The following is a 21904-nucleotide window of genomic DNA, read 5'->3' as shown; positions in this document are numbered from 1 at the left end:
CCCGGAACCGGGTCACCCGGGCCCTAGCATCGCAGGCGCGATGACGAGAACACGACGGGCGACCACACGGGTGCGGGTGCTGACCGTGCTGGTGGCGGCAGCCGTCTGCGTACCCCTCGCGGTGGCCTGCTCCACGACCGACGACGGGCCCCGCGCGGCGGCGTCGTCGTTCCTCGGGGTCGTCGCCGACCGCCGACTCGACGCGGCGGCCGCACAGACCGACACCCCCGGTCAGGCCCGCACCGATCTCGACGCCGCCTGGAGCGGCCTGCAGGCGGACGGGTTGCGCACCGACGTGGGTCGCAGTCGCGTCGACGGCGACACCGCCACCGTCGACGTCCGCTGGTCGTGGGCGTTGCCGCGGAAGGCGACCTGGACCTACGACGGCCGCCTCGACATGGCCCGCACCGACGACGGGTGGCGGGTGCGGTGGACGTCCACCGACATCCACCCGGACCTCGGTGCGACACAACGGATGTCGCTGCAGACGATCACGGCGCCCGTCGGGTCGGTCAACGAGTCGGACGGGTCGTCGGTGCTGGTCCCCGGATCGGTGTACCGGGTGGGGTTGACCGCGTCGACGGCGGCGCAGACGTCGACCGCGGCCGACTCCGCCACGAGCCTCGCCGACGTGCTGCGGCGATTCGACCCGACGGTGGACCCGCAGGCCATCGCCGAGGAGTCCACCGCGCGGTCCGGCGAATACGTCGTGATGACCCTGCGTCGCGACCAGTACGACCAGGTCAGCGACCAGTTGGCCGCCATCCCGGGGGTCACCGCCTCCGACCAGGCCGACCTCGTGCCCACCGATCCCACCTTCGCCCCCGACCTGATGACGCAGATCAAGAAGCAGGTCGCGTCCGATCTCGACGGCAAGTCCGGGTGGCGCGTGGTGTCGCTCAACCCGAACGGCGCGACCGCCGGGGTGCTCGCCGAGGTGGACCCGGCACCGTCACCGTCGGTCGCGATCAGCCTGTCGCGCCAGGTGCAGACCGCGGCCCAGCGCGCGGTCGACGCGGCCTCCCGGTTCAAGACGATGATGGTGGTGGTGCAGCCCTCGACGGGTCGCATCCTCGCGATCGCCCAGAACCGCATGGCGGACGCCGACGGCCCGCTGGCCACGATCGGTCTCTACCCCCCGGGGTCGACCTTCAAGATGGTGACGTCGGCCGCGGCGATCGGCACGGGGCTGGCGAAGCCGTCGACGATGGTCGGGTGTCCGGGGACGGTCACGATCGGACCCCGCACGATCCCGAACTACGACGAGTTCGCGCTCGGCACCGTGCCGTTGCAGACCGCGTTCGCGAAGTCCTGCAACACCACCTTCGCCAAGCTCGCCAGTGAGATGGGCCCGTCGGACCTCGCCGCGGCGGCCGCGAGGATGGGCATCGGCCCGCACTACGACATCCCCGGCATCCCCGTCGACTCCGGGTCCGTGCCCATCGCACCCGACCTCATCCAACGCACGGAGGACGGCTTCGGTCAGGGCAAGGTCCTCACCAGTCCGTTCGGCCTGGCGATGGTGGCGGCCACCGTCGCCCACGGGTCGACCCCGGTGCCGCAGCTCATCCTCGACCGGGCGACGACGGTGAGCGGACCGCACCCGACGATCGACCCCGCCGTGATCACCAACCTGCGGCCGATGATGCGCCAGGTCGTCGAGGACGGCACCGCCGACCGCATCAAGGACCAGGGCGAGGTGTTCGGCAAGACGGGGGAGGCCGAGGTCCCCGGCGGGTCGCACGCGTGGTTCGCCGGCTACCGGGGCGATCTGGCCTTCGCCACCCTGGTGGTGCTGGGCGCGAGTTCCGACAACGCCGTCGGCGTGACCCGCGACTTCTTCGCCGACCTGCCCACGGATTTCCTCGCGGACCCGCGCTGATCGCGCGCGATAAGCTGGGCGACATGTCTGTTCGCACCGCCCTGGCGCCCGGCGTCGTCTCCCCGACGCTGCCGGTGCCCTCCTCCATCCCGCGGCCCGAGTACGCGTGGCGCCCGACGGTGAACGAGGGCAACGAGCCGTGGGTGCAGACGCCGGAGACCATCGAGAAGATGCGGGTCGCAGGACGTATCGCCGCCGACGCGCTCGCCGAGGCGGGCAAGGCCGTCGCCCCCGGCGTCACGACCGACCACCTCGACCGCATCGCCCACGAGTACATGGTCGATCACGGCGCGTACCCGTCGACGCTGGGCTACCGCGGCTTCCCGAAGTCGTGCTGCACCTCGCTGAACGAGGTGATCTGCCACGGGATCCCGGACTCGACGGTGATCGAGGACGGCGACATCGTCAACATCGACGTCACCGCCTACATCGACGGTGTCCACGGGGACACCAACGCCACGTTCCTCGCCGGCGACGTGAGCCAGGAGAACCGCGACCTCGTCGAGCGCACCCACACCGCGACGATGCGCGCCATCAAGGCCGTGCGCGCGGGTCGCGAACTCAACGTGGTCGGTCGGGTGATCGAGGCGTACGCGAACCGCTTCGGCTACAGCGTCGTCCGCGACTTCACCGGGCACGGCATCGGCGAGACCTTCCACAACGGACTCGTCGTCCTGCACTACGACCAGCCCAACGTCGACACCGTGTTGGAACCCGGCATGGTGTTCACCATCGAGCCGATGATCAACATCGGGTCGCTGCCGTACGAGATCTGGGACGACGGCTGGACCGTCGTCACCCGGGACCGGAAGTGGACCGCACAGTTCGAGCACACCCTGGTGGTCACCGAGGACGGCGCGGAGATCCTCACCCTGCCGTCCGAGTAGGGCGTCGATGCGTGGTGCGGTGCTCGTCGGGGGCACGACCTCCGACGCCGGCAAGAGTCTCGTCGTGGCAGGACTGTGTCGGTCGCTGGCACGTCGGGGCGTCGCGGTGGCCCCGTTCAAGGCCCAGAACATGTCGAACAACTCCGTCGTCACCGCCGACGGCGGTGAGATCGGACGCGCGCAGGGGATGCAGGCGCAGGCCTGCGGCCTCGAGCCCTCGACGCGCTTCAACCCGGTCCTGCTCAAACCCGGCAGCGACAGCCGCTCGGCGGTCGTCGTGCGCGGACGACCGGACGGGTGGATCGGCGCGGCCGACTACCACGATCGACGGGCCGCCCTCGCCGACGTGGTGAACACCGAACTGGCCTCGCTGCGTGCGGATTACGACGTCGTCGTCTGCGAGGGTGCCGGCTCGGTCGCCGAGATCAACCTGCGCGACACCGACATCGCCAACATGGGGCTCGCGACCGCGGCCGACATCGGGGTGCTCGTCGTCGGCGACATCGACCGCGGGGGAGTGCTGGCCCATCTGCTCGGGACGATGGCCGCATTGTCCGACGCCGACCAGCGCCTGGTGGCCGGGTTCGTCGTCAACAAGTTCCGTGGCGCCCGGTCGATCCTGCAGCCGGGACTCGACGCGCTCGCCGAGCGGACCGGGCGGCCCACGCTGGGCGTGCTGCCCTGGCTCGACGATCTCTGGCTCGACGCCGAGGACTCCCTGTCGTCGCCCATCGGACGTCCGATCGGACCGTCGACCCCGGCGGTCGGCGGCGATCGTCTGTCGGTCGCGGCGATCCGCCTGCCGCGCCTGTCGAACTCGACCGATCTGGAGGCCCTGGCGTGTGAACCGGGCGTCGACGTGCGCTGGGTCGACGACATCGCCAGCGTCGCCGCGGCCGACCTCGCCGTGCTCCCCGGGACCCGGGCGACGGTGGACGACCTCGCGTGGCTGCGGCGGCGTGGCCTCGACCGCGCCCTGCTCGACCGGGCGCGGCACCACCGGCCGATCGTCGGGATCTGCGGTGGCTACCAGATGCTCGGCGAGACCATCGTCGACGGCGTCGAGTCGTCGGGGACGGGGAGCGGTGCCCGTGTGGTCGACGGCCTGGGCATCCTCGACCTGACGATCCGGTTCGAGCAGGAGAAGACCGTCCGCCCGGTGACCGGCACGTGGGGGACCCACCGCGTGCAGGGCTATGAGATCCACCACGGGCGCGTCGTCGACAACGGGCACAGGCCCTTGTTGGTCGACGACGACCACGGTCCCGAAGGCAGTGTCGGCGAGGCGGTCTGGGGCACCCACTGGCACGGGTTGCTCGCGAACGACGACGCCCGTCGTGTCCTGCTCGACGAGGTCGCCACCGCCGCCCGGCGTGCGGATTTCCGCGTCGCCCCGGACACCGACGTCGAGGCGGCGCGTGTCGCCCAACTCGACCGGCTCGCCGACGCCGTCGACGAGCATCTCGACCTCGACGCCGTCGACGCGCTGATCACCGACGGTCCGCCGCGCAGCGCGTCCACCGTGCACACCACCGTCATCGGCTGAGGGCCGGTGACACCTCGGCGGACCCCCGCCGTCACCGCCTGCGCCGACGTAGGCTGACCGCGATGGACGTACAGACCCAGACCGTGACCGTCGGTGACCTCGACTTCACCGTCCGCACCGGCGGCCCGCCCACCGGTCCCGCGGTCCTGCTGCTGCACGGATTCCCCAATGTCGGAACGTGTTACGACGGTGTCGTGGCTCGTCTGCACGAGTCCGGTCTGCGCACGATCGTGCCCGACCAGCGCGGGTACTCACCGGGCGCACAGCCGACCGAGGTGCAGGCGTACGGCATCGCGCATCTCGTCGACGACGCCATCGGAATCCTCGACGCCGTGGGCGTCCACTACGCCCTGGCCGTCGGGCACGACTGGGGTGCGCTGGTGGCCTGGCACCTCGCGGGACGGCACCCGGAACGCCTGACCGGCCTCGTCGCCGCCAGCGTCGGCCACCCGTCGGCCATCGCGGGCTCCCTCTCGCACGATGACGACCAGCGCCGCCGGTCGTCGTACATCCCCGGGTTCATCGACCCGTCGGCCGAGGACACCCTTCTCGCCGACGACGGTGCGCGCCTGTGTGCACTCGTCCCCGACGACTCGGTCCTGCCGCTGCTGCACCGGCCGACGCTGACCGGTGCCCTGAACTGGTACCGCGCCAACTTCACCGGCGACATCGCGGGGAACCTGGCGTGCCCTCCGGTGGAGGTCCCCACCACGATGGTGTGGAGTGACGGCGACCCCGCACTCGGCCGTGCCCAGGCGGAGGCCAGCGGCCGGTTCGTCTACTCCGACTACCGCTTCTCCGAGCTCCACGGCGTCGACCACTGGGTGCCGCAGAACGCCGCGGCCTCGCTCGCGAGTGAGATCGCGCTGCGCTCCTCCACATGGTGACTCCGGCGGACACCACGGTCGTCGACGCACCGGCCGGGCGGTTCCGTGTCCGCGTCGCGGGTGGGGTCCTGCACGCGTCCGGGGTGCGGTACGCCCGAGCAGAACGGTTCGCGCCGTGCGAACCCGTCGTCCGGACCGACGAGGTCGTCGACGCGACGCGACCGGGCCCGGCGTGCCCGCAGATCGTGTCGCGGCTGGCCTCGGTCACAGGGCCTGTCGCCGACGAGCTCGAGCAGTCCGAGGACTGCCTCGTCCTGTCGGTCTTCGCACTCCACACCCCGGAGAACGCGGACCCCGCCCAGCCGGCGCGCCCGGTGATCGTGTGGATCCACGGGGGCGCGTACGTCTCCGGGGGCGGCGAGGCGGTCGCCCACGACTTCACCGCGATGGTCGCGGAACAGGACGTGGTGGTGGTGTCGGTGACCTACCGACTCGGCATCCTCGGCTTCCTGCCGATCGACGGGGTCGCCCCGGCGAACCTCGGGCTCTCCGACATCCTGGCTGCGCTGCGCTGGGTTCACTCGACCATCGCCGCGTTCGGCGGTGACCCGGACCGCATCACGGCGATGGGGCATTCCGCCGGCGCGGACGCGCTGTACGCCCTGATGGGGCTCGAGGAGGTCACCGACATGCTGTCCGGTGTCATCCTCCAGAGCGGTCCCTTCGACATCCGGCGCGACGTCGACGCCATGACGGCGGCGATGTCCGCGGCGGCGTCGGAGGCGCTCGGCGACGACCCGGCCGGCCTGTCCGTCGACGACGTCCTGGCGGCGCACGTCGCCGCCCTGTCCGCGGCGCAGGGACACCCGGGTGCCGGGGTCGCCTACGGTCCGCTGTACGGCCATGCGCCCCTGCCGACCCGCGGGCAGGCGATCGCGCATCGGGCCTCGGCGGCACCGGGCGTCGCGATGGTCGTCGGGTGGGCCGCCGACGACGGCTCGCCCTACGTCGACCTCGTCCCACCGCTGGCCCGCATCGCCGGACTGCCCGTCGTGGGACGCCCCGCACGATCGCTCATCACCCGCGGCATCACCCGACGCGTGTTCTCCGGGCCCGCACGTCGCGTCGCCGGGGATCACCGTGCCGCGGGCGGGTCGGCACAGACGTACCGGTTCGCCTGGCGCGCGGCGGGATTCGCCGAGGGCGCCTGCCACAGCGTGGAACTGCCGTTCCTGATGGGTGCCGACGACGCGTGGTCGCGGGCACCGATGCTCGGGGACGACCCAGACGCCGCCCTGCGCCAGCACGGTCCGATGATGCGCCGCCACTGGGCCGATGTCGCACGCACGGGGCGTGTCCCGGACGTCGGCGACCACGTCGACCTCCCCTGAGCGGCCGCGACCGCCCAGGAGGGGGCGGGTCAGATGTCGAGTCCGAGCAGCGCGTTCTCGAGCACCTCGGGCATCGCCGGGTGGATCCAGTACTGACCGCGGGCCATCGTGTGGGCGTCGAGGCCGAACGACATCGCCTGCACGACAGGCTGGATGACCGTGGGCGCCTGCGGGCCGAGGATGTGGGTGCCGACGATGCGGCCCGTCCCGCGCTCGGCGATCACCTTGCACAGCCCGGTGGTGTCCTCCATCGCCCAGCCGTAGGCGACGTCGCCGTACGCCTGGACCTTGACCGTGATGTCGATGCCCTGCTCGCGCGCCTGCTTCTCGGTGAGACCCACGGCGGCGATCTGCGGGTGGGTGAAGACGGCCGACGGGACGACGTCGTGCGGGAAGGTGTCGAGGTCGTCGGCATCCCAGTCGCGCTCGAGGTTGGCCTGCACCACCCGCGCCTCGGCGTTCGCGACGTGCTTGAGCTGGTACGGAGAGCTGACGTCGCCCAGCGTCCACACGTCCCGCGCCGCGGTCCTGCCGTGGCTGTCGCACTCGACGCGTCCCGCGTCGTCGAGCTCGACGCCGATCGTGTCCAGGGCGAGACCGTCGCCGTTGGGCTTGCGGCCGGTCGCGACCAGGATCGCGTCGCCGGTGACCGACGAGCCGTCCGACAGCTCGAGGATCACCGCACCCTCGTCGCCGAGGCGAGCCCGGGTGACCTCCACGCCGGTGCGCACGTCGTGACGCTCCCGGGCGATCTCGGTGTAGCGGGCGGCGATGTCCTCGTCGTGGGCCCGCAGGAGGTGGTCGCCGCGGACGATCATCGTGACGTGCGACCCGAGCGACCCGAACACGTGCGCCATCTCGGCGGCGATGTACCCGCCGCCGATCACGAGCAGCCGCTCCGGCAGGTTCGCGAGCCGCATGATGTCGTCGTTGGTGTGGTACGGGACACCGGAATCCGCGATCGCGGGCGGGATGACAGGGCGCGACCCCGCGGCGATCACCACCCGGCGCGCGATCACCTCCGTGCCGTCGTCGGCGGTGAGGCGGTAGCCGTCGTCGGTGCGTCCGTCGAAGCGGACGTGCGAGCGGACCACCGTGACGTTGTCGCACCGGTTCTCGCGGTAGTCCAGGCCTCCCTGCGAGATCGGGTCGATGCGTCCGAACACCCGGGTGACGATGTCGCGCCAGCGGACGTCGTCGACGTGGGCGTCGATCCCGTACTGCGAGGACTCGGCGATCGTCGTCGCCACCTCACCGGCGTAGACGAACATCTTCGACGGGATGCACCCGACGTTGAGGCAGGTGCCGCCGAAGACGCCCTGGTCGGCGATGACCACCGACCAGTCGTCGAACCTGCTGTCGACGATGGAGTTGCCACTGCCCGAACCGATCACGGCGAGGTCGACGACGGTCATGAAGAAGCTCCTGACGATGGTGCGGATCCCGTCGACGGTGCGTGCACCGACCGACGGGACGAGAGGGTGGGGGTCGCCCTGGCCAGCCAGTCGGTCAGCTCGGCGTAGGCGATGTCGCGGGCGGGGGAGCGCGACAGGAAGACGTCGTGCCGGGCGCCGGGGACGGGGACGACGGTGACCCGGTTGCCCAGGCATCCGCTCCACCGCGCGATCTGGGCGACGTCGAGAACGGCGTCGGCGGAGTCGATCTCGGCACGGTAGGGACCGCCGAGCACCGATCGGTCCGATCGCAGGACCAGCGACGGGACGCCCACGTCGATCCCGCGGTGCAGCGTCGCGTGGCCGCGTCGGACCGCGGACAGGAACCCGAAGGTCACCGGGAACCCGCCGAGGGGCTTGAGGTCGAGGTCGTACTCCCACTCACCGTGGGCCGAGACGTGCAGGCTCTCGCCGTACCCGCCGGGGAGCCGCTGGGGGATCTCCCGCGTCGGCGCGACCGCCGCCACCGCGTGGACGAGGAGGGTGCCGTAGGAGCGCAGCGCCGGCGCGCCCTGGAGGTCGAACCACGGGCTGTTGAGGGCCAGTCCGGCCACGCGGGCGTGTCGGACGGGGTCGGTGCGGCGCAGGCGGTCCAGCCACAGCGGGGTGATGAGCCCACCGGTGGAGTGCGCGGCGACCACGACCGGCGCCCCGCCGGTCTCGGCCTCGACGATGTCGAGGGCTGCGTTCAGATCCGCGTCGTAGGTCGCCAGGTCGGTGATGTGGTGCGGCGTCTGGCCGTCCCGTCGCGAGCGGCCGCACTTGCGCAGGTCGAGCGCGAAGAAGTCGAACCCCGTCGCCGCGAACGCCTCGGCGAGAGGGGCCTGGAAGAAGTAGTCGGTGAAGCCGTGCACGTAGAGGACAGCCGCACGGGGGGCCTGACCTGTCGGCGGGGTGGGGTCGGGGCGATGGCGGATCACCGTGGCGACGACCGGGGTCTCGCCGTCGGGATCGGCCCCGAGGTCGACGGTGGTGGCGGTGAATCCGTCACCGAGCAGGTCGGGGTCCCAGTGCACCGAGGTCACCGGGCCAACTGTAGACACCGGTCCCCGTCGCGCCCGCGACGAGGAGATGGTGACCGATCACACCTGCGGAATCGCCCACAGGTGGATGGTCTGCGACCCGGCCCGGGGTGGACAATCACCGAGAAGGTGGACAATGGGTTCACGAGACACACATGGGCGGCTCGGCGAGGCGCCGCCCGACGGCGACAGGGGTTTCACAGTGGCTGACGACACCGCAGGATCCGACACCACGACGGCAGACGTCGTCCTCATCGGCGCGGGCATCATGAGCGCGACCCTCGGGGCGCTCATCCGTCAGTTGCAGCCCGACTGGACCATCGCGGTCTACGAACGCCTCGACGCGGCCGCCGCCGAGAGCAGCGACCCGTGGAACAACGCCGGCACCGGCCACTCCGCCCTGTGCGAGCTGAACTACACGCCGCAGAACTCCGACGGTGGTGTCGACATCGCCAAGGCGCTGACCATCAACGAGCAGTTCCAGGTGTCCCGTCAGTTCTGGGCGCACTCGGTGGAGAAGGGTCTGCTCGACACCCCCGCCGAGTTCATCAACCCGATCCCGCACGTCAGCTTCTGTCACGGCGCCGACGGTGTGGACTACCTGCGCAAGCGTTACGACGCGCTCGCCTCGCAGCCGTTGTTCGCCGACATGGAGTACATCGACGACGACGCGGAGTTCGAGCGGCGTCTGCCCCTGATGTCGGCCGGTCGTGACTTCTCGGACCCGGTCGCCCTGAACTGGTACACCAACGGCACCGACGTCGACTTCGGCGCGCTCACCCAGAAGCTGCTCAACATCGTCGCCGAGGGTGGGACGGTCAACTTCGGTCACTCGGTGACCAACCTCAAGCAGCAGTCCGACGGCAGCTGGGTCGTCAAGGTCGCCAACCTGCGCACCAAGCGCAAGTCGTCCGTGCGGGCCAAGTTCGTGTTCGTCGGCGCCGGTGGCGGTGCCCTGCACCTGCTGCAGAAGTCCGGTATCCCCGAGGCGCGTCAGTTCGGTGGCTTCCCGGTGTCGGGGGCGTTCTTCCGCTGCACGAACCCCGAACTCGTCGACGAGCACAAGGCCAAGGTCTACGGCCGCGCGGCGGTCGGCGCGCCGCCGATGTCGGTGCCGCACCTCGACACCCGCGTCATCAACCACAAGCCGGGTCTGCTGTTCGGCCCGTACGCGGGGTGGTCGCCGAAGTTCCTCAAGGAGGGCAGCAACACCGACCTGCTGACGTCGGTGACGCCGTTCAACGCGTTCCCGATGGCCAGCATCGCACCGAAGGAGTTCGGCCTGCTGAAGTACCTCATCAGCGAGCTCGCCGCCGGTCCGGCCGATCGTGTGGAGACGCTGCGCGAGTTCGTGCCGCGGGCCGTCGGCTCCGACTGGGAACTCATCACCGCCGGCCAGCGCGTCCAGGTCATCCGCAAGAAGAGCGCCTTCAACGGTGCCCTCGAGTTCGGTACGGCCGTCGTCAACTCCGCCGACGGCACCATCGCCGGCCTGCTGGGTGCCTCGCCGGGCGCCTCGACCGCCGTGCCCGCGATGCTCGACGTGCTCGAGCGCTGCTTCCCGTCGCAGTTCGCCGCCTGGAAGCCGCGACTGACCGACATGATCCCGTCGTTCGGGCGCACCCTGAACTCCGAACCGGACCTGTTCCGCGAGGTGTTCGACTGGAGCTCGCGTGTGCTGTCGCTGACCGAGACCCCCGCCGACGATTCGGTCGAGCAGGGCGAACGTCGAATGGCCGCACCCTCGGCCGTGTGATAGCCATGGGACCCATGACCGTCACCGCGTCCCTGCATCGCAGCTGGGCTCTCGACCTCGACACCGCCACGCTGTACCGGATCCTCAAGCTGCGCGTGGACGTGTTCGTCGTCGAGCAGTCGTGCCCGTATGCCGAACTCGACGGTCGCGACCTCGCTCAGGACACCCGTCACCTGTGGCTCGAGGAGGACGGGCAGGTGGTGTGCACGTTGCGCCTGCTCGAGGAGCACGACGACGGCAAGTCGTTCCGGATCGGTCGTCTGTGCACCGAGCGCGCCCATCGCGGGCAGGGCCACACGACCCGCCTGCTGCGGACGGCGCTCGCCGAGGTCGGCTCGAACGCGTGCCGCATCGACGCGCAGACCTACCTCGTCGACATGTACGCCAAGCACGGCTTCGCCCCGGAGGGCCCGGAGTACCTGCTCGACGGCATCCCGCACGTGCCCATGCGGCGCGGCGGCGGGGCGCCCTGGCAGCCGGCGTGACCTCGACGCTCTTCCCGTTCAGTGCCGTCGTCGGACAGGACCGACTCAAGCTCGCGCTGATCCTGTGCGCCGTCGCCCCCGAGATCGGCGGGGTCCTCATCCGCGGTGAGAAGGGCACGGCCAAGTCCACGGTCGTGCGTGCGCTCACACCGCTGCTACCGCCCGACCCTGACACGGGTGCGGCCGGTCGCCTCGTCGAACTGCCCATCGGAGCCACCGACGACCGCGTCGTGGGGTCGCTCGACGTGCAGAAGATCCTGCGCGACGGCGAGACGGCGTTCACGCCGGGACTCCTCGCCGACGCCGACGGCGGCGTGCTCTACATCGACGAGGTCAACCTCCTGGCCGACCACCTCGTCGACCTACTTCTCGACGCCGCCGCGATGGGTCAGGTGACGGTCGAACGCGATGCGATCTCGCGGTCCTACCGATCGCGGTTCGTGCTCGTCGGGACGATGAACCCCGAGGAGGGGGAACTGCGGCCGCAGCTGCTGGACCGCTTCGGTCTCGCCGTGGCCGTCGCGGCGACCCAGGACGTCGACGAGCGCGTCGAGGTGGTCACCCGGCGCATGGAGTTCGACGCGGATCCCGCGGCGTTCGCCGCCCGGTGGGTGGCCGCCGACGCATCGGTGGCGCAGGACATCGCCCGAGCGCGTGCGCTGATCGCGGACGTCCGCACGCCGCGGTCGGAGCTGCGGCGTATCGCGGCAGCGTGCACCGCCCTGGGTGTCGACGGGTTGCGGGCCGACATCGTCGTCGCACGCACGGCCCGGGCGCACGCGGCGTGGCGCGGTGCCGACGCCGTGAACGCCCACGACATCCGCGTGGCGCTGGAACTCGCCGCGCCCCATCGTCGCCGGCGCGACCCCTTCGACGACGCCGACCTCGGCGAGGACGCCCTGGATTCGGCACTGCAGGCCGGCGACGACGCCGCGCAGTCCACCCCACCGGACCGCACCCCGGAACCCCCGCCCTCGAACGGCCAGGGTTCCGAGTCGGAGCACGGTCCCGAATCCCCGACGAGCGACGTGGCGGGGCCGACGCCCGGCAGCGCCGGCGGTGGACCCGACGGGGGTGACTTCGACGGGGGTGACTTCGACGGGCGCGGACCCGACGACGACGATCCGGGACCCGGCTCGGGTGGGCAGGCCGCCGACGGCCCCGGAGACCCGGCGCCGTCCTCCACCTCCCGGACGTCGGGATCACAGACATCGACATCCCCGTCCTCGGCGCCCGCACGGACGGGTGCGCTCCGCGTCGACACCGCGTCGGCGTCGCTGCGCCCGTCGGTCGCGCGCAGCGTCCGCGCCACGGGGATCGGCGACGGGGATCCCGGGCGACGCTCCGCGGCGTGGAGTCGCCGCGGTGCCGCCGTCGGGAGCAGGGCGTACGACGGCACCGGGGTGCACATCACGGCCTCGGTGCTCGCCGCGGTGACGGACATCGCCGTGGTCGCCCGCACGCCCGCAACCGCGGTGACCGTCGCGCCCCGTCACCTCCGCTCGCCGGTGCGTGTCGGCCGCGAGGGCAACCTCGTCGTGTTCTGCGTCGACCTGTCGGGCTCGATGACCGCACGTCGACGCCTCGACGCGGTCGGTGCGGCCTGCGCCTCCCTGCTGCGCGACTCCTACCAGCGGCGTGACCGCGTGGCGGTGGTCGCCGCCCGCGGCGACGGCGCCGAGGTGCTGGTGCCGCCGACTCGGTCGTCGTACATCGCTGCACAGCGACTCTCCGGCGCGCGGACAGGGGGACGCACACCCCTCGCCGAGGGCATGCTCGAGAGCCTCGCGCTGATGGATCGCGCCCGGCACACCGACGCCCGGCGGCGTCCGCTGCTGGTCGTCGTCACCGACGGACGGGCGACCGCCGGCCGCGACGCTCCGACCCGGGCCTGGGAGGCGGCGGGACGGGTGCGGTCGCGGGGGATCACGTCGGTCGTCGTCGACTGCGAGGCCGGTGTCGTCCGTCTCGGCCTCGCCCGCACGCTCGCAACACATCTGTCGGCCACGTGGATGCCCCTGTCGGAGATCACCGGGGACGCGATGACCGGTATCGTCCGCTCGGCCGCCTGAGCGGCGAGAGGAGAACGCCGATGCCCCAGGGAGTCCCCGCCACCGTGCCCGACGACGGTCTCACCACCCGTCAGCGCCGCAACGCCGCGGTGCTCGCGGTCCACACCGGCGACGGCAAGGGCAAGTCGACCGCCGCGTTCGGCATGGCGATGCGCGCGTGGAACGCCGGCATGGACATCGGGGTCTTCCAGTTCGTCAAGAACGCCAAGTGGCGTGTGGGGGAGGAGACCGCGCTGACCGCGCTCGGCGACGTCCACACCGCGACCGGCGCGGGCGGGCCGGTCGAGTGGCAGAAGATGGGGTCCGGCTGGTCGTGGATCCGCCGCGACGACGACGCCGAGGCCGACCACGCCGAGCAGGCCCGGGCGGGGTGGACGGAGATCGCGCACCGCATCGCCACACAACGGCACGACTTCTATGTGCTCGACGAGTTCACCTATCCCCTCGGCTGGGGGTGGATCGACGTCGACGAGGTGCTCGACGTGCTCGTGGGCAGGCCCGGACGGCAACACGTCGTCATCACCGGACGCCGGGCGCCCGAGAAGCTTCTCGACGCCGCCGATCTCGTCACCGAGATGGTCAAGACCAAGCACCCGATGGACGCAGGACGCAAGGGGCAGAGGGGGATCGAATGGTGAGCTGGGGAGGGGTGGCGGGCATACCCACCGTCGTCATCGCCGCGCCCGCCTCGGGCAGCGGCAAGACGACGGTGGCGACCGGGCTGATCGGCGCGCTCACCGCCGCCGGTCACCGCGTCGCGCCGTTCAAGGTGGGACCGGACTTCATCGACCCCGGCTACCACGCGGTCGCCGCGCGCCGCCCGGGTCGCAACCTCGACCCCAACCTCGTGGGGGCGCACCGTGTCCCGGCACTGTTCGCGGCCGGGTCCGTCGGGGCCGACATCGCCGTGATCGAGGGCGTGATGGGGCTGTTCGACGGGCGCATCGCCGACGACCCGGATGCCGCCGATCCCGACGAGATCGCCCACGGGTCCACCGCGCACGTCGCCGCTCTGCTCGGCGCGCCGGTGGTCGTCGTGATCGACGCGGCCGGCCACGGCCAGACGCTGGCGGCGATCCTGCACGGGCTGCGTGCGTTCGACCCCCGCGTCGACATCTGCGGGGTCGTGCTCAACCGCGTCGGGTCGCCCCGGCACGAGCAGGTGCTGCGGGACGCATGCCGGCGCGTCGGGCTCCCCGTGTTCGCCGTCCTCCGGCGTGCCCCCGAACTCGCCGTCCCGTCCCGGCATCTCGGTCTCATCCCCGCGGTGGAGCACGGACACGCGGCGCAGCTCGCCGTCGAGGCCATGGCCGGGTTGGTGACCGCCGACGCCGACCTGCCGGGGATCCTCGCCGCGGCCCGCGGGCGCCGCATGACCGACGTGACACCGTGGTCGCCCGGCGACGAGATCGCCGCCGTCCGTGAGCGGTCCGGCATCGACGGCCCCACCGATCCCGTGGTGGTCGCGATGGCGGGTGGCGCGGCGTTCACCTTCGGCTACGCCGAGCACACCGAGATGCTCGCCGCCGCCGGCGCGCAGGTGCACACCGTCGACCCCCTCAACGACACCGAACTCCCCGCCGGCACCGACGCCCTCGTCGTCGGCGGCGGGTTCCCCGAGGAACACGTCCACGAACTCGCCGCGAACGGGTCCCTGCTCGACGCTGTCCGCGCGCACGCCCGGGCCGGGCGGCCCGTGGCCGCCGAGTGCGCCGGTCTGCTGTACCTCGCACGCGATCTCGACGGGCACCGCATGGCCGACGTCGTCGGCGTCAGCGGGCATTTCGGTCCCACCCTGACCCTCGGCTACCGCGACGCCGTGGCCACGACGGAGTCGGTCCTCTACGCCGCCGGGGACCGCGTCACCGGACACGAGTTCCACCGCAGCACGGTGACACCGATCGGTGACGTCGACCCCGCATGGCGGTGGCGCCGGGGCGACGCCACCCCGTCCGACGGTGTCGTGTCCGGATCGGTGCACGCGTCGTACCTGCACACGCATCCCGCCGCCACCCCGGGTGCGATCGCCCGCTTCGTCGACCGCGCGGCGGTCGTCGCACGCGGGTCCCGGGCCGGAGCCCGGACATGACCACGCCCGGGCAGTCGGGTGGCGCGCCCACCGGTGACTCCCACTACCTCGTCGGGCTGGACCTGCGGGGACGCAAGGTCGTCCTCGTCGGCGGCGGGTCGGTCGTGTCCCGCCGACTGGGCACACTCGCCGCGGCGGGCGCCGACATCCACGTCGTGGCGGTCGAGACCACGCCGACGGTCGAGTCGTTCCCCGGCATCACCGTCAGCACCCGGCCCTACCGGCACGGCGACCTCGAGGGCGCCTGGTATGCCCTGGCCTGCACCGACGACCCCGAGGTGAACGCCGCGGTGGTCGCCGAGGCCGAGGAGCGCCACATCTTCTGTGTCCGCGCCGACGACGCCGACCACGGCTCGGCCGCGACACCGGCCACCGTCCACCACGATCAGCTGACCGTCGGGGTCCTCGCCTCCGGCGACCACCGACGCTCCGCCCGCATCCGCGCCGAGATCGCCGACGCCCTCCTCGACGGCTCGCTGGGGACGCCGAGTCGCGGGACGCATCCCGCCGGTGTCGCACTGGTCGGCGGCGGACCGGGGGACGCGGACCTCATCACCGTGCGCGGGCGTCGACTGCTCGCCGCGGCCGACGTCGTCGTCGCCGACCGACTCGCTCCGCCGGCGCTGCTGGCCGAGCTCGCACCCTGGGTGCAGGTGATCGACGCCGCGAAGGTCCCCTACGGCCGCGCGATGAAGCAGGAGGCGATCAACGCCGCCCTCGTCGAGCACGCGCAGGCGGGCAAGTTCGTCGTCCGGCTCAAGGGCGGCGACCCCTACGTGTACGGCCGCGGTTTCGAGGAGGTCGTCGCCTGTGTGCAGGCCGGCGTCCCGGTCACCGTGGTCCCCGGGGTGTCGAGCCCCATCGCGGCACCCGCCGCCGCGGGCATCCCCGTGACCCACCGCGGGGTCACCCACGAGGTGGTCATCGTGTCCGGCCACATCCCGCCCGACCACCCCGACTCACTCGTCGACTGGTCCGCACTGGGGCGTCTGCGCGGCACGATCGTGCTGATGATGGCCGTGGAACGCCTCGAGGTCTTCGCCGAGGCGCTGATGGCGGGCGGTCGGGACGCGTCGACCCCGGTCGCGGTCATCGAGAACGGCTCGATGCCGGGCCAGCGGCGCATCACGAGCGACCTGCGATCGGTCGGCGACGACGCGCGGGCCGCGGGCGTCCGGCCGCCGGCCATCGTGGTCATCGGCGAGGTGGCCGCGTTCGACGCGCTCACCGGATCGTTGGGTCGCGTCCCGTCGTGAGACGCCGCGTGAGACCGCTCACGCATGCGCGGGGGATTACCCCCGTCGGCGACCGCCCGGTAGCGTCGGGTGTCGTGTCCACCCTTTCCCCCACGTCAGCGGCCGCCGACGGCGCCACACGCGTGTTCGGGTGGCCGATCGTGGTGCTCGGCGGCATGCAGCTGCTCGTGGTGCTCGACGGCACGGTCGCCGCCCTCGCGCTGCCCCGCATCCGTGACGCGCTCGACCTCACCGAGTCCGGCGCCAACTGGATCATCACCGCCTATGTCATCGCCTTCGGCGGGTTGATGCTCCTCGGCGGTCGGCTCGGCGACACCTTCGGTCGCAAGCGCATGTTCATCGGCGGTGTCGCCGCCTTCACGCTGACCTCGCTGCTCTGTGGACTCGCGTGGGACGAACCCAGCCTCGTCATCGGCCGAGCCCTGCAGGGTGCGGCGGCGGCGGTCGCCGCCCCCACCGCGATGGCGCTGGTCACCACCACCTACGCGCCGGGTCAGCCCCGCAGTCGCGCCTTCGCCGTGTGGGCCGCCATGAGTGCGGTCGGGTCCGTTGCGGGGCTCATCGCCGGCGGCGCGCTCACCGAGATCTCATGGCGGTTGGTGTTCCTCATCAACGTGCCGATCGGCGTGCTCATCGTCATCGGTGCCATCGCGGTCCTCGGCGAGTCCCAGGGCGAACGCCTGCAGCTCGACATCCCCGGGGCGGTGTCGGCCACGCTCGGTGCCTCGCTCCTGGTGTTCGCGGTGAACGAGGGCCCCGGCGGGTGGGCGCGGCCGATCGTGTGGGTGCCCGCCATCCTCGCCGCCGTCGCCTGGGTGACCTTCGTCGTGGTCGAGCGTCGCGCCGAGCACCCGATCGTCCCGTTCAGCCTCTTCAGCAGCCTGAGCCGGGTCGCCGCGCTGGTGAGCATCCTGTTGTCCGGGGCGATCCTCATGTGCATGGCGGTCTACATCGCGCTGTTCCTGCAGGGCATCATCCGCTACAGCCCGCTGCAGAGCGGCATGGCCGTGGTGCCCTTCGCGTGGGGGCTCGGCATCGCCGCGCTCGTGGCCTCCAAGGCGGCCATGTGGGTGCAGTGTCGCTGGCTGGTCATGGTCGGCGGCGTGTCGATCATCGCCGGGTGTCTGTGGGCCGCGCACATCGCGACCACCTCACCCTCGTACTTCCCGGCCATCTTCATCCCCGTCGTCGTCATCGGGTTCGGCGTGGGTGCCGCCTCGGTGCCGCTGACGCTCGGTGCCGTCGCCGGTGTCGGCCCGAACGAGGTCGGGCCCATCACGGCGATGGTGCAGGTCGCACAGAACCTCGGCGGCGGCATCGGGCTGGTGATCGTCGGTGCCTTCGTCACGTCGCGGACGTTGTCGCTCGGAGGGACCACAGGACCCGTCGAGGACATGACGGCACCGCAGCTCGACGCACTCGCCGGCGGCTACGGCCTGGCGTTCCTGTGCGCGGCGGGCATCGCCGTGGTGACCGGCGTGGTCGTCTTCTTCATGCGGTTCACGCCGCAGGAGGTCGCCGAGGGGCAGCTCGCGCAGAAGGCCGCCAACGAAGGCGATCCGGAGACGGTCGCCGCCGACCGCTGAGCCCTGCGACGTCTACGTCGTCACGACGGTGATCTCGGTGTCCGAGGTGACCTCCACCTGCTGACCGCCGTCGGCGATGACCGCGGCGACGGCCTCGACGTCGCGCACCGCGCGCCGGGTGGTGACCATGCTGCGGGCCACCAGCCCCTTGTGGTGCTTGTTGAAGTGACTCACCACCGACCGTGACCCGTCCTGTGCCTCGTGGAGGACGGTGACCTCCACGGCGTCGCGGATCGGCCCGAGGGCCCGATAGCCGCCCGATCGGAGATCGACGACCACGTCCTCGTCGAGCGCGGCCAGCGCCGGTGTCAGCACGGGCTTCCACACCGACGCCAGGGTGCCCATCCCCGGCAGCTTCGATCCCGACGACAGCCGGTAGGCGGGGATCGGGTCCGTCGCGCGGACCACACCGAACAGCGCCGACCCGACCGCGAGGCGTTCGGCGGCCTTGCGCTTGCCCGCCCGGGTCAGCCCCGCGTGGTCGAGGGCGTCGTAGAGCACGCCGGTGTAGCGCTCGATCGCCGGCCGCGTCGGTGACGAGAAGAGTGCGGCGTTGCGCGCGATCTCATGCTGCTGCGACACCCCGATGCCGAGCGCCGCGAAGCTGGCGTCGGTGTCGGCCGCGAGGTCGACGACGGTCCCGGCGATCCGACGACGCACGTCGGTGAGCTCCGGCAGCGACAGCGCGTCGAGGTCCAGGGGCGCACCCGAGCCCCCGTCGGCCTTGGTCTCCGAGGGCGGCAGCACGATGAGCACGAGCGCACACGCTAACAACCCCGCCCGCGACAGCCGGGCGGCCCCGGCCATGGCGGAGCCGTCCCTCGCCGTCGCGCCCACTAGGCTGACCAGTCGTGATCACCCGCATGTCGAGCCTGTTCCTGCGCACCCTCCGCGACGACCCGGCCGACGCCGAGGTCCCCAGCCACAAGCTCCTCGTGCGCGCGGGCTACGTCCGCCGCGTCGCGCCGGGCGTCTACACCTGGCTGCCGCTGGGGCTCCGGGTCCTGCGCAGGGTCGAACAGATCGTGCGCGAGGAGATGGACGCCATCGGCGGCCAGGAGATCCTGCTGCCCGCGCTGCTGCCCAAGGAGCCCTACGAGGCGACCGGTCGCTGGACGGACTACGGGCCCAACATGTTCCGGCTCACCGACCGCAAGGGCGTGCAGATGGGTCTCGGCCCGACGCACGAGGAGTTCTTCGCGCAGCTGGTGAAGAGCGAGTACTCGTCGTACAAGGACCTGCCCGTCACGCTCTACCAGATCCAGACGAAGTACCGCGACGAGGAACGGCCCCGCGCCGGCATCCTGCGCGGTCGCGAGTTCGTGATGAAGGACTCCTACAGCTTCGACCTCGACGACGCCGGTGCCAAGGCGTCCTATGCCGCCCACCGTGAGGCCTACCAGCGCATCTTCGCCCGCCTCGGCGTCCGCTACGTGATCGTCGCGGCCACCTCGGGTGCGATGGGCGGGTCCGCCTCGGAGGAGTTCCTGGCCGAGAGCGAGGTCGGTGAGGACACGTTCGTGCGGTGCCCGGACTCGGGATACGCGGCAAACGTCGAGGCGGTCGTCACCCCGGCTCCGCCCGCGCGGCCGATCGACGGACTGCCCGAGGCCGTCGTCCACGACACCGAGAACACCCCGACCATCGCGACCCTCGTCGACTGGGCGAACCGCACCCTCGACCGCACCGTCACCGCGGCGGACACGTTGAAGAACGTCATGGTCAAGGTCACCCACCCCGGTGAGGCGCCCCAGATCGTGGGCATCGGCGTCCCCGGTGACCGTGAGGTCGACATGAAGCGGCTCGAGGCGTCGTTCGAGCCGAGCACGGTGGACCTCCTCGACGAGGCCGATTTCGCCGCCAACCCGTTCCTCGTCAAGGGCTACATCGGACCGCGTGGACTGCAGGCCAACGGCGTCCGCTTCCTCGTCGACCCGCGCGTCGTCGACGGCACCGCCTGGATCACCGGCGCAGACGAGCGGGGCAAACACGTCATCGACCTCGTCGCCGGCCGCGACTTCACCCCCGACGGCACCGTCGAGGCGGCCGAGGTCCGGGACGGGGACGCCTCACCGGACGGCATGGGCACGCTCGTCAGCGCCCGCGGGATCGAGATCGGGCACATCTTCGCGCTCGGGCAGAAGTACACCGACGCCTTCGAGGTCGACGTGCTCGGCGAGAACGGTGCCCCCGTCCGGCTGATCCAGGGGTCCTATGGCGTCGGCGTCTCGCGCATGGTGGCGGTCGTCGCCGAGCAGACGCACGACGAGAAGGGTCTGAGCTGGCCCGACGCCATCGCCCCGTTCGACGTCCACGTCGTCATCGCCAACATCAAGGACGCCACGCTGGTGGAGGGGGCGGGTCGCGTCGCCGCCGCCCTCGAACGCAGCGGCCGGACGGTCCTCCTCGACGACCGCAAGGCGTCACCCGGGGTGAAGTTCAAGGACGCGGAGCTCCTCGGGATGCCGGCAATCGTGGTCGTCGGCCGTGGATACGCCACCGGACTGGTCGAGGTCCGTCACCGGGCCACCGGCGACGTCGCGGAGGTCGCCGTCGACGACCTCGTGGCGACACTCGACGCGCGGCGCTGACCGCGCCGACCACCCGGCGCTGAGGGCGTCGATCAGACGGCGGTGCCGGGCAGTGCAGTCGTCGACGGGGAGATCTGCAGGACCAGTCGCCACCGGGCTGCGCGGACCGCTGCGCCCGACAGCGCGTCGACGCCCGCACGGCGGACGGCCTCGGAATCGGCCTTCTCGAGCAGCACCCGGTAGGCGCGTGTGCAGTCCTCCTCGGCGGTGAGCACGGCGCGGATCGCCGACGTGGGATCCGTGACCGGGACCGGGATCACGTAGCCGACGGCGGCCTCCGGGGGCGTAGCGCCTGCCGCCGTCAGCAGGCGGGCCCATTCGTCGCGCCGCGACCGGTGGTCGGCGGTGTACTCCGCGACCGTGTCGCGGCGGGGGATGGCGGCGTAGGCCGCGGCGATCCCGTAGACGAAGACGGCTGCGTCCTCGGCCCGGACGGTACCGGCGAGGGCGTCGGTGGTGGCACTCATCCGAGCTGCACCTCCACGAGCGCGGCCAGCGATGCGGCGATCGACCCCAGGAGTCCTGCGCGGTACCCGTCTGCGGACACCGCGGCCGTCGTCGTGTCGGTACGGGCGCCGGCCAGTCGCGACCGCAGCTGATCGACCGATGATGCGACCGGTTGCGCGGTCGTGCCGGACGGCGCGGTCCCGGAGGGGGTGGGGGAGGCGGACACCTCGGCGGCGAGATCACCCGACAGGCGGGCGATCTCGTCGGTCAGGGCCTGCGCGTGCACCGTCCGCTCGTCGGCGACGACGCGCAGGGCGGCGGCACGATCAGGGGTCCGCGCGGCGAGGTCGCGAGCCGCGACCGCGTCGTCCGCCGCGGCGCGCGCCAACGGCACCAGTTGCTGCGCTGCACGGGTGGCGGCATCGGGGCCGGAGGACGTGGAGCACCCGGCGAGCAGCGTCCCGGCCACGCCCGCGGCGAGGACGCCGCCGAGCACGGCGCGACGACTCGGTGCAGACCCCCTCCCCGGTCGACCGGGAGGGGAGAGATGGGTCACGTCGGACGACTCGAGCAGGGCCACGAGCGACCATCGTGCCAGGTGCGTCGGCACCGG

The 21904-nt window shown here is 72.0% G+C and carries 18 protein-coding genes; 13 read left to right on the top strand and 5 right to left on the bottom strand.

The genetic code is table 11. The annotated features are described in order from the left end of the window. Positions 1 to 40 precede the first annotated feature (40 nt). The 5 genes from LX14_RS16375 to LX14_RS16355 all read left to right on the top strand — a co-directional run bounded on the left by LX14_RS16375 (position 41) and on the right by LX14_RS16355 (position 6533). On the top strand, positions 41 to 1882 hold the full coding sequence (locus LX14_RS16375; RefSeq protein ID WP_253648390.1) for a penicillin-binding transpeptidase domain-containing protein: 1842 nt from the start codon (positions 41 to 43) through the stop codon (positions 1880 to 1882). Between the two features lie 23 nt (positions 1883 to 1905). Beyond that, positions 1906 to 2769 carry a type I methionyl aminopeptidase gene (gene map / locus LX14_RS16370; RefSeq protein ID WP_253648389.1) on the top strand — a complete coding sequence of 288 codons (864 nt, stop codon included), beginning with the start codon at positions 1906 to 1908 and terminating at the stop codon, positions 2767 to 2769. 7 nt (positions 2770 to 2776) lie between these two features. Then, the gene (locus tag LX14_RS16365) at positions 2777 to 4315 is read left to right on the top strand and encodes a cobyric acid synthase (protein WP_253648388.1); all 1539 of its coding nucleotides are present in this window, start codon (positions 2777 to 2779) and stop codon (positions 4313 to 4315) included. A gap of 62 nt (positions 4316 to 4377) precedes the next feature. Then, positions 4378 to 5202 carry an alpha/beta fold hydrolase gene (locus tag LX14_RS16360; protein ID WP_253648387.1) on the top strand — a complete coding sequence of 275 codons (825 nt, stop codon included), beginning with the start codon at positions 4378 to 4380 and terminating at the stop codon, positions 5200 to 5202. After that, complete coding sequence (locus tag LX14_RS16355; protein ID WP_253648386.1) at positions 5196 to 6533, top strand: carboxylesterase family protein; 1338 nt, start codon at positions 5196 to 5198, stop codon at positions 6531 to 6533. The genes LX14_RS16360 and LX14_RS16355 overlap by 7 nt, the downstream gene beginning before the upstream one ends. Before the next feature lie 29 nt (positions 6534 to 6562). On the opposite strand, the gene mtr is transcribed toward LX14_RS16355, so the two are convergent. Further along, positions 6563 to 7948, bottom strand: coding sequence for a mycothione reductase (gene mtr / locus LX14_RS16350; protein WP_253648385.1), 1386 nt, complete (start codon positions 7946 to 7948; stop codon positions 6563 to 6565). Further along, complete coding sequence (locus tag LX14_RS16345; protein ID WP_253648384.1) at positions 7945 to 9012, bottom strand: alpha/beta hydrolase; 1068 nt, start codon at positions 9010 to 9012, stop codon at positions 7945 to 7947. The genes mtr and LX14_RS16345 overlap by 4 nt, the downstream gene beginning before the upstream one ends. 133 nt (positions 9013 to 9145) lie before the next feature. On the opposite strand from LX14_RS16345, the gene mqo reads away from it, so the two are divergent. The 7 genes from mqo (at position 9146) to LX14_RS16310 (ending at position 18253) form a co-directional block, all read left to right on the top strand. Then, the gene (gene mqo, locus LX14_RS16340) at positions 9146 to 10765 is read left to right on the top strand and encodes a malate dehydrogenase (quinone) (RefSeq protein WP_372505411.1); all 1620 of its coding nucleotides are present in this window, start codon (positions 9146 to 9148) and stop codon (positions 10763 to 10765) included. Positions 10766 to 10779: 14 nt separating this feature from the next. Beyond that, complete coding sequence (locus LX14_RS16335; RefSeq protein ID WP_253648382.1) at positions 10780 to 11250, top strand: GNAT family N-acetyltransferase; 471 nt, start codon at positions 10780 to 10782, stop codon at positions 11248 to 11250. Continuing rightward, the gene (locus tag LX14_RS16330) at positions 11247 to 13322 is read left to right on the top strand and encodes a VWA domain-containing protein (RefSeq protein WP_253648381.1); all 2076 of its coding nucleotides are present in this window, start codon (positions 11247 to 11249) and stop codon (positions 13320 to 13322) included. Before LX14_RS16335 ends, LX14_RS16330 begins: the two co-directional genes overlap by 4 nt. A 20-nt stretch (positions 13323 to 13342) precedes the next feature. Next, positions 13343 to 13960, top strand: coding sequence for a cob(I)yrinic acid a,c-diamide adenosyltransferase (cobO, locus tag LX14_RS16325; protein WP_253648380.1), 618 nt, complete (start codon positions 13343 to 13345; stop codon positions 13958 to 13960). After that, a complete protein-coding gene (locus tag LX14_RS16320) occupies positions 13954 to 15411 on the top strand; it encodes a cobyrinic acid a,c-diamide synthase CobB (RefSeq protein WP_253648379.1) in 1458 nt (485 codons plus the stop codon). Before cobO ends, LX14_RS16320 begins: the two co-directional genes overlap by 7 nt. After that, on the top strand, positions 15408 to 16667 hold the full coding sequence (gene cobA / locus LX14_RS16315; protein WP_253648378.1) for a uroporphyrinogen-III C-methyltransferase: 1260 nt from the start codon (positions 15408 to 15410) through the stop codon (positions 16665 to 16667). Before LX14_RS16320 ends, cobA begins: the two co-directional genes overlap by 4 nt. A gap of 155 nt (positions 16668 to 16822) precedes the next feature. Further along, entirely contained in the window at positions 16823 to 18253 is a 1431-nt protein-coding gene (locus LX14_RS16310; RefSeq protein ID WP_253648585.1) for an MFS transporter, read from the top strand. A gap of 12 nt (positions 18254 to 18265) precedes the next feature. On the opposite strand, the gene yaaA is transcribed toward LX14_RS16310, so the two are convergent. Then, the gene (gene yaaA / locus LX14_RS16305) at positions 18266 to 19009 is read right to left on the bottom strand and encodes a peroxide stress protein YaaA (RefSeq protein ID WP_253648377.1); all 744 of its coding nucleotides are present in this window, start codon (positions 19007 to 19009) and stop codon (positions 18266 to 18268) included. A gap of 107 nt (positions 19010 to 19116) precedes the next feature. On the opposite strand from yaaA, the gene LX14_RS16300 reads away from it, so the two are divergent. Beyond that, the gene (locus tag LX14_RS16300) at positions 19117 to 20844 is read left to right on the top strand and encodes a proline--tRNA ligase (protein ID WP_253648584.1); all 1728 of its coding nucleotides are present in this window, start codon (positions 19117 to 19119) and stop codon (positions 20842 to 20844) included. Positions 20845 to 20876: 32 nt separating this feature from the next. Here the strand turns inward: LX14_RS16300 and LX14_RS16295 are convergent, their stop codons facing one another. Together LX14_RS16295 and LX14_RS16290 are read right to left on the bottom strand one after the other, a co-directional pair. After that, the gene (locus LX14_RS16295; protein ID WP_253648376.1) at positions 20877 to 21311 is read right to left on the bottom strand and encodes a ferritin-like domain-containing protein; all 435 of its coding nucleotides are present in this window, start codon (positions 21309 to 21311) and stop codon (positions 20877 to 20879) included. After that, the gene (locus LX14_RS16290; RefSeq protein ID WP_253648375.1) at positions 21308 to 21871 is read right to left on the bottom strand and encodes a hypothetical protein; all 564 of its coding nucleotides are present in this window, start codon (positions 21869 to 21871) and stop codon (positions 21308 to 21310) included. Before LX14_RS16290 ends, LX14_RS16295 begins: the two co-directional genes overlap by 4 nt. Positions 21872 to 21904: the final 33 nt, after the last annotated feature.

The organism is Williamsia deligens, from assembly GCF_024171765.1.
Taxonomy (GTDB): domain Bacteria; phylum Actinomycetota; class Actinomycetes; order Mycobacteriales; family Mycobacteriaceae; genus Williamsia_A; species Williamsia_A deligens.
Note: the sequence above shows the minus strand (reverse complement) of the source record. Positions and strands in the feature narration are given on the sequence as shown.

Bases quoted from the DNA above. Each gene is read 5' to 3' on its own strand.
- LX14_RS16375 (WP_253648390.1), top strand. From the start codon at position 41: ATGACGAGAACACGACGGGCGACCACACGGGTGCGGGTGCTGACCGTG.
- map (WP_253648389.1), top strand. From the start codon at position 1,906: ATGTCTGTTCGCACCGCCCTGGCGCCCGGCGTCGTCTCCCCGACGCTG.
- LX14_RS16365 (WP_253648388.1), top strand. From the start codon at position 2,777: ATGCGTGGTGCGGTGCTCGTCGGGGGCACGACCTCCGACGCCGGCAAG.
- LX14_RS16360 (WP_253648387.1), top strand. From the start codon at position 4,378: ATGGACGTACAGACCCAGACCGTGACCGTCGGTGACCTCGACTTCACC.
- LX14_RS16355 (WP_253648386.1), top strand. From the start codon at position 5,196: ATGGTGACTCCGGCGGACACCACGGTCGTCGACGCACCGGCCGGGCGG.
- mtr (WP_253648385.1), bottom strand. From the start codon at position 7,948: ATGACCGTCGTCGACCTCGCCGTGATCGGTTCGGGCAGTGGCAACTCC.
- mqo (WP_372505411.1), top strand. From the start codon at position 9,146: ATGGGTTCACGAGACACACATGGGCGGCTCGGCGAGGCGCCGCCCGAC.
- LX14_RS16335 (WP_253648382.1), top strand. From the start codon at position 10,780: ATGACCGTCACCGCGTCCCTGCATCGCAGCTGGGCTCTCGACCTCGAC.
- cobO (WP_253648380.1), top strand. From the start codon at position 13,343: ATGCCCCAGGGAGTCCCCGCCACCGTGCCCGACGACGGTCTCACCACC.
- LX14_RS16320 (WP_253648379.1), top strand. From the start codon at position 13,954: ATGGTGAGCTGGGGAGGGGTGGCGGGCATACCCACCGTCGTCATCGCC.
- cobA (WP_253648378.1), top strand. From the start codon at position 15,408: ATGACCACGCCCGGGCAGTCGGGTGGCGCGCCCACCGGTGACTCCCAC.
- LX14_RS16310 (WP_253648585.1), top strand. From the start codon at position 16,823: ATGCAGCTGCTCGTGGTGCTCGACGGCACGGTCGCCGCCCTCGCGCTG.
- LX14_RS16300 (WP_253648584.1), top strand. From the start codon at position 19,117: ATGTCGAGCCTGTTCCTGCGCACCCTCCGCGACGACCCGGCCGACGCC.
- LX14_RS16295 (WP_253648376.1), bottom strand. From the start codon at position 21,311: ATGAGTGCCACCACCGACGCCCTCGCCGGTACCGTCCGGGCCGAGGAC.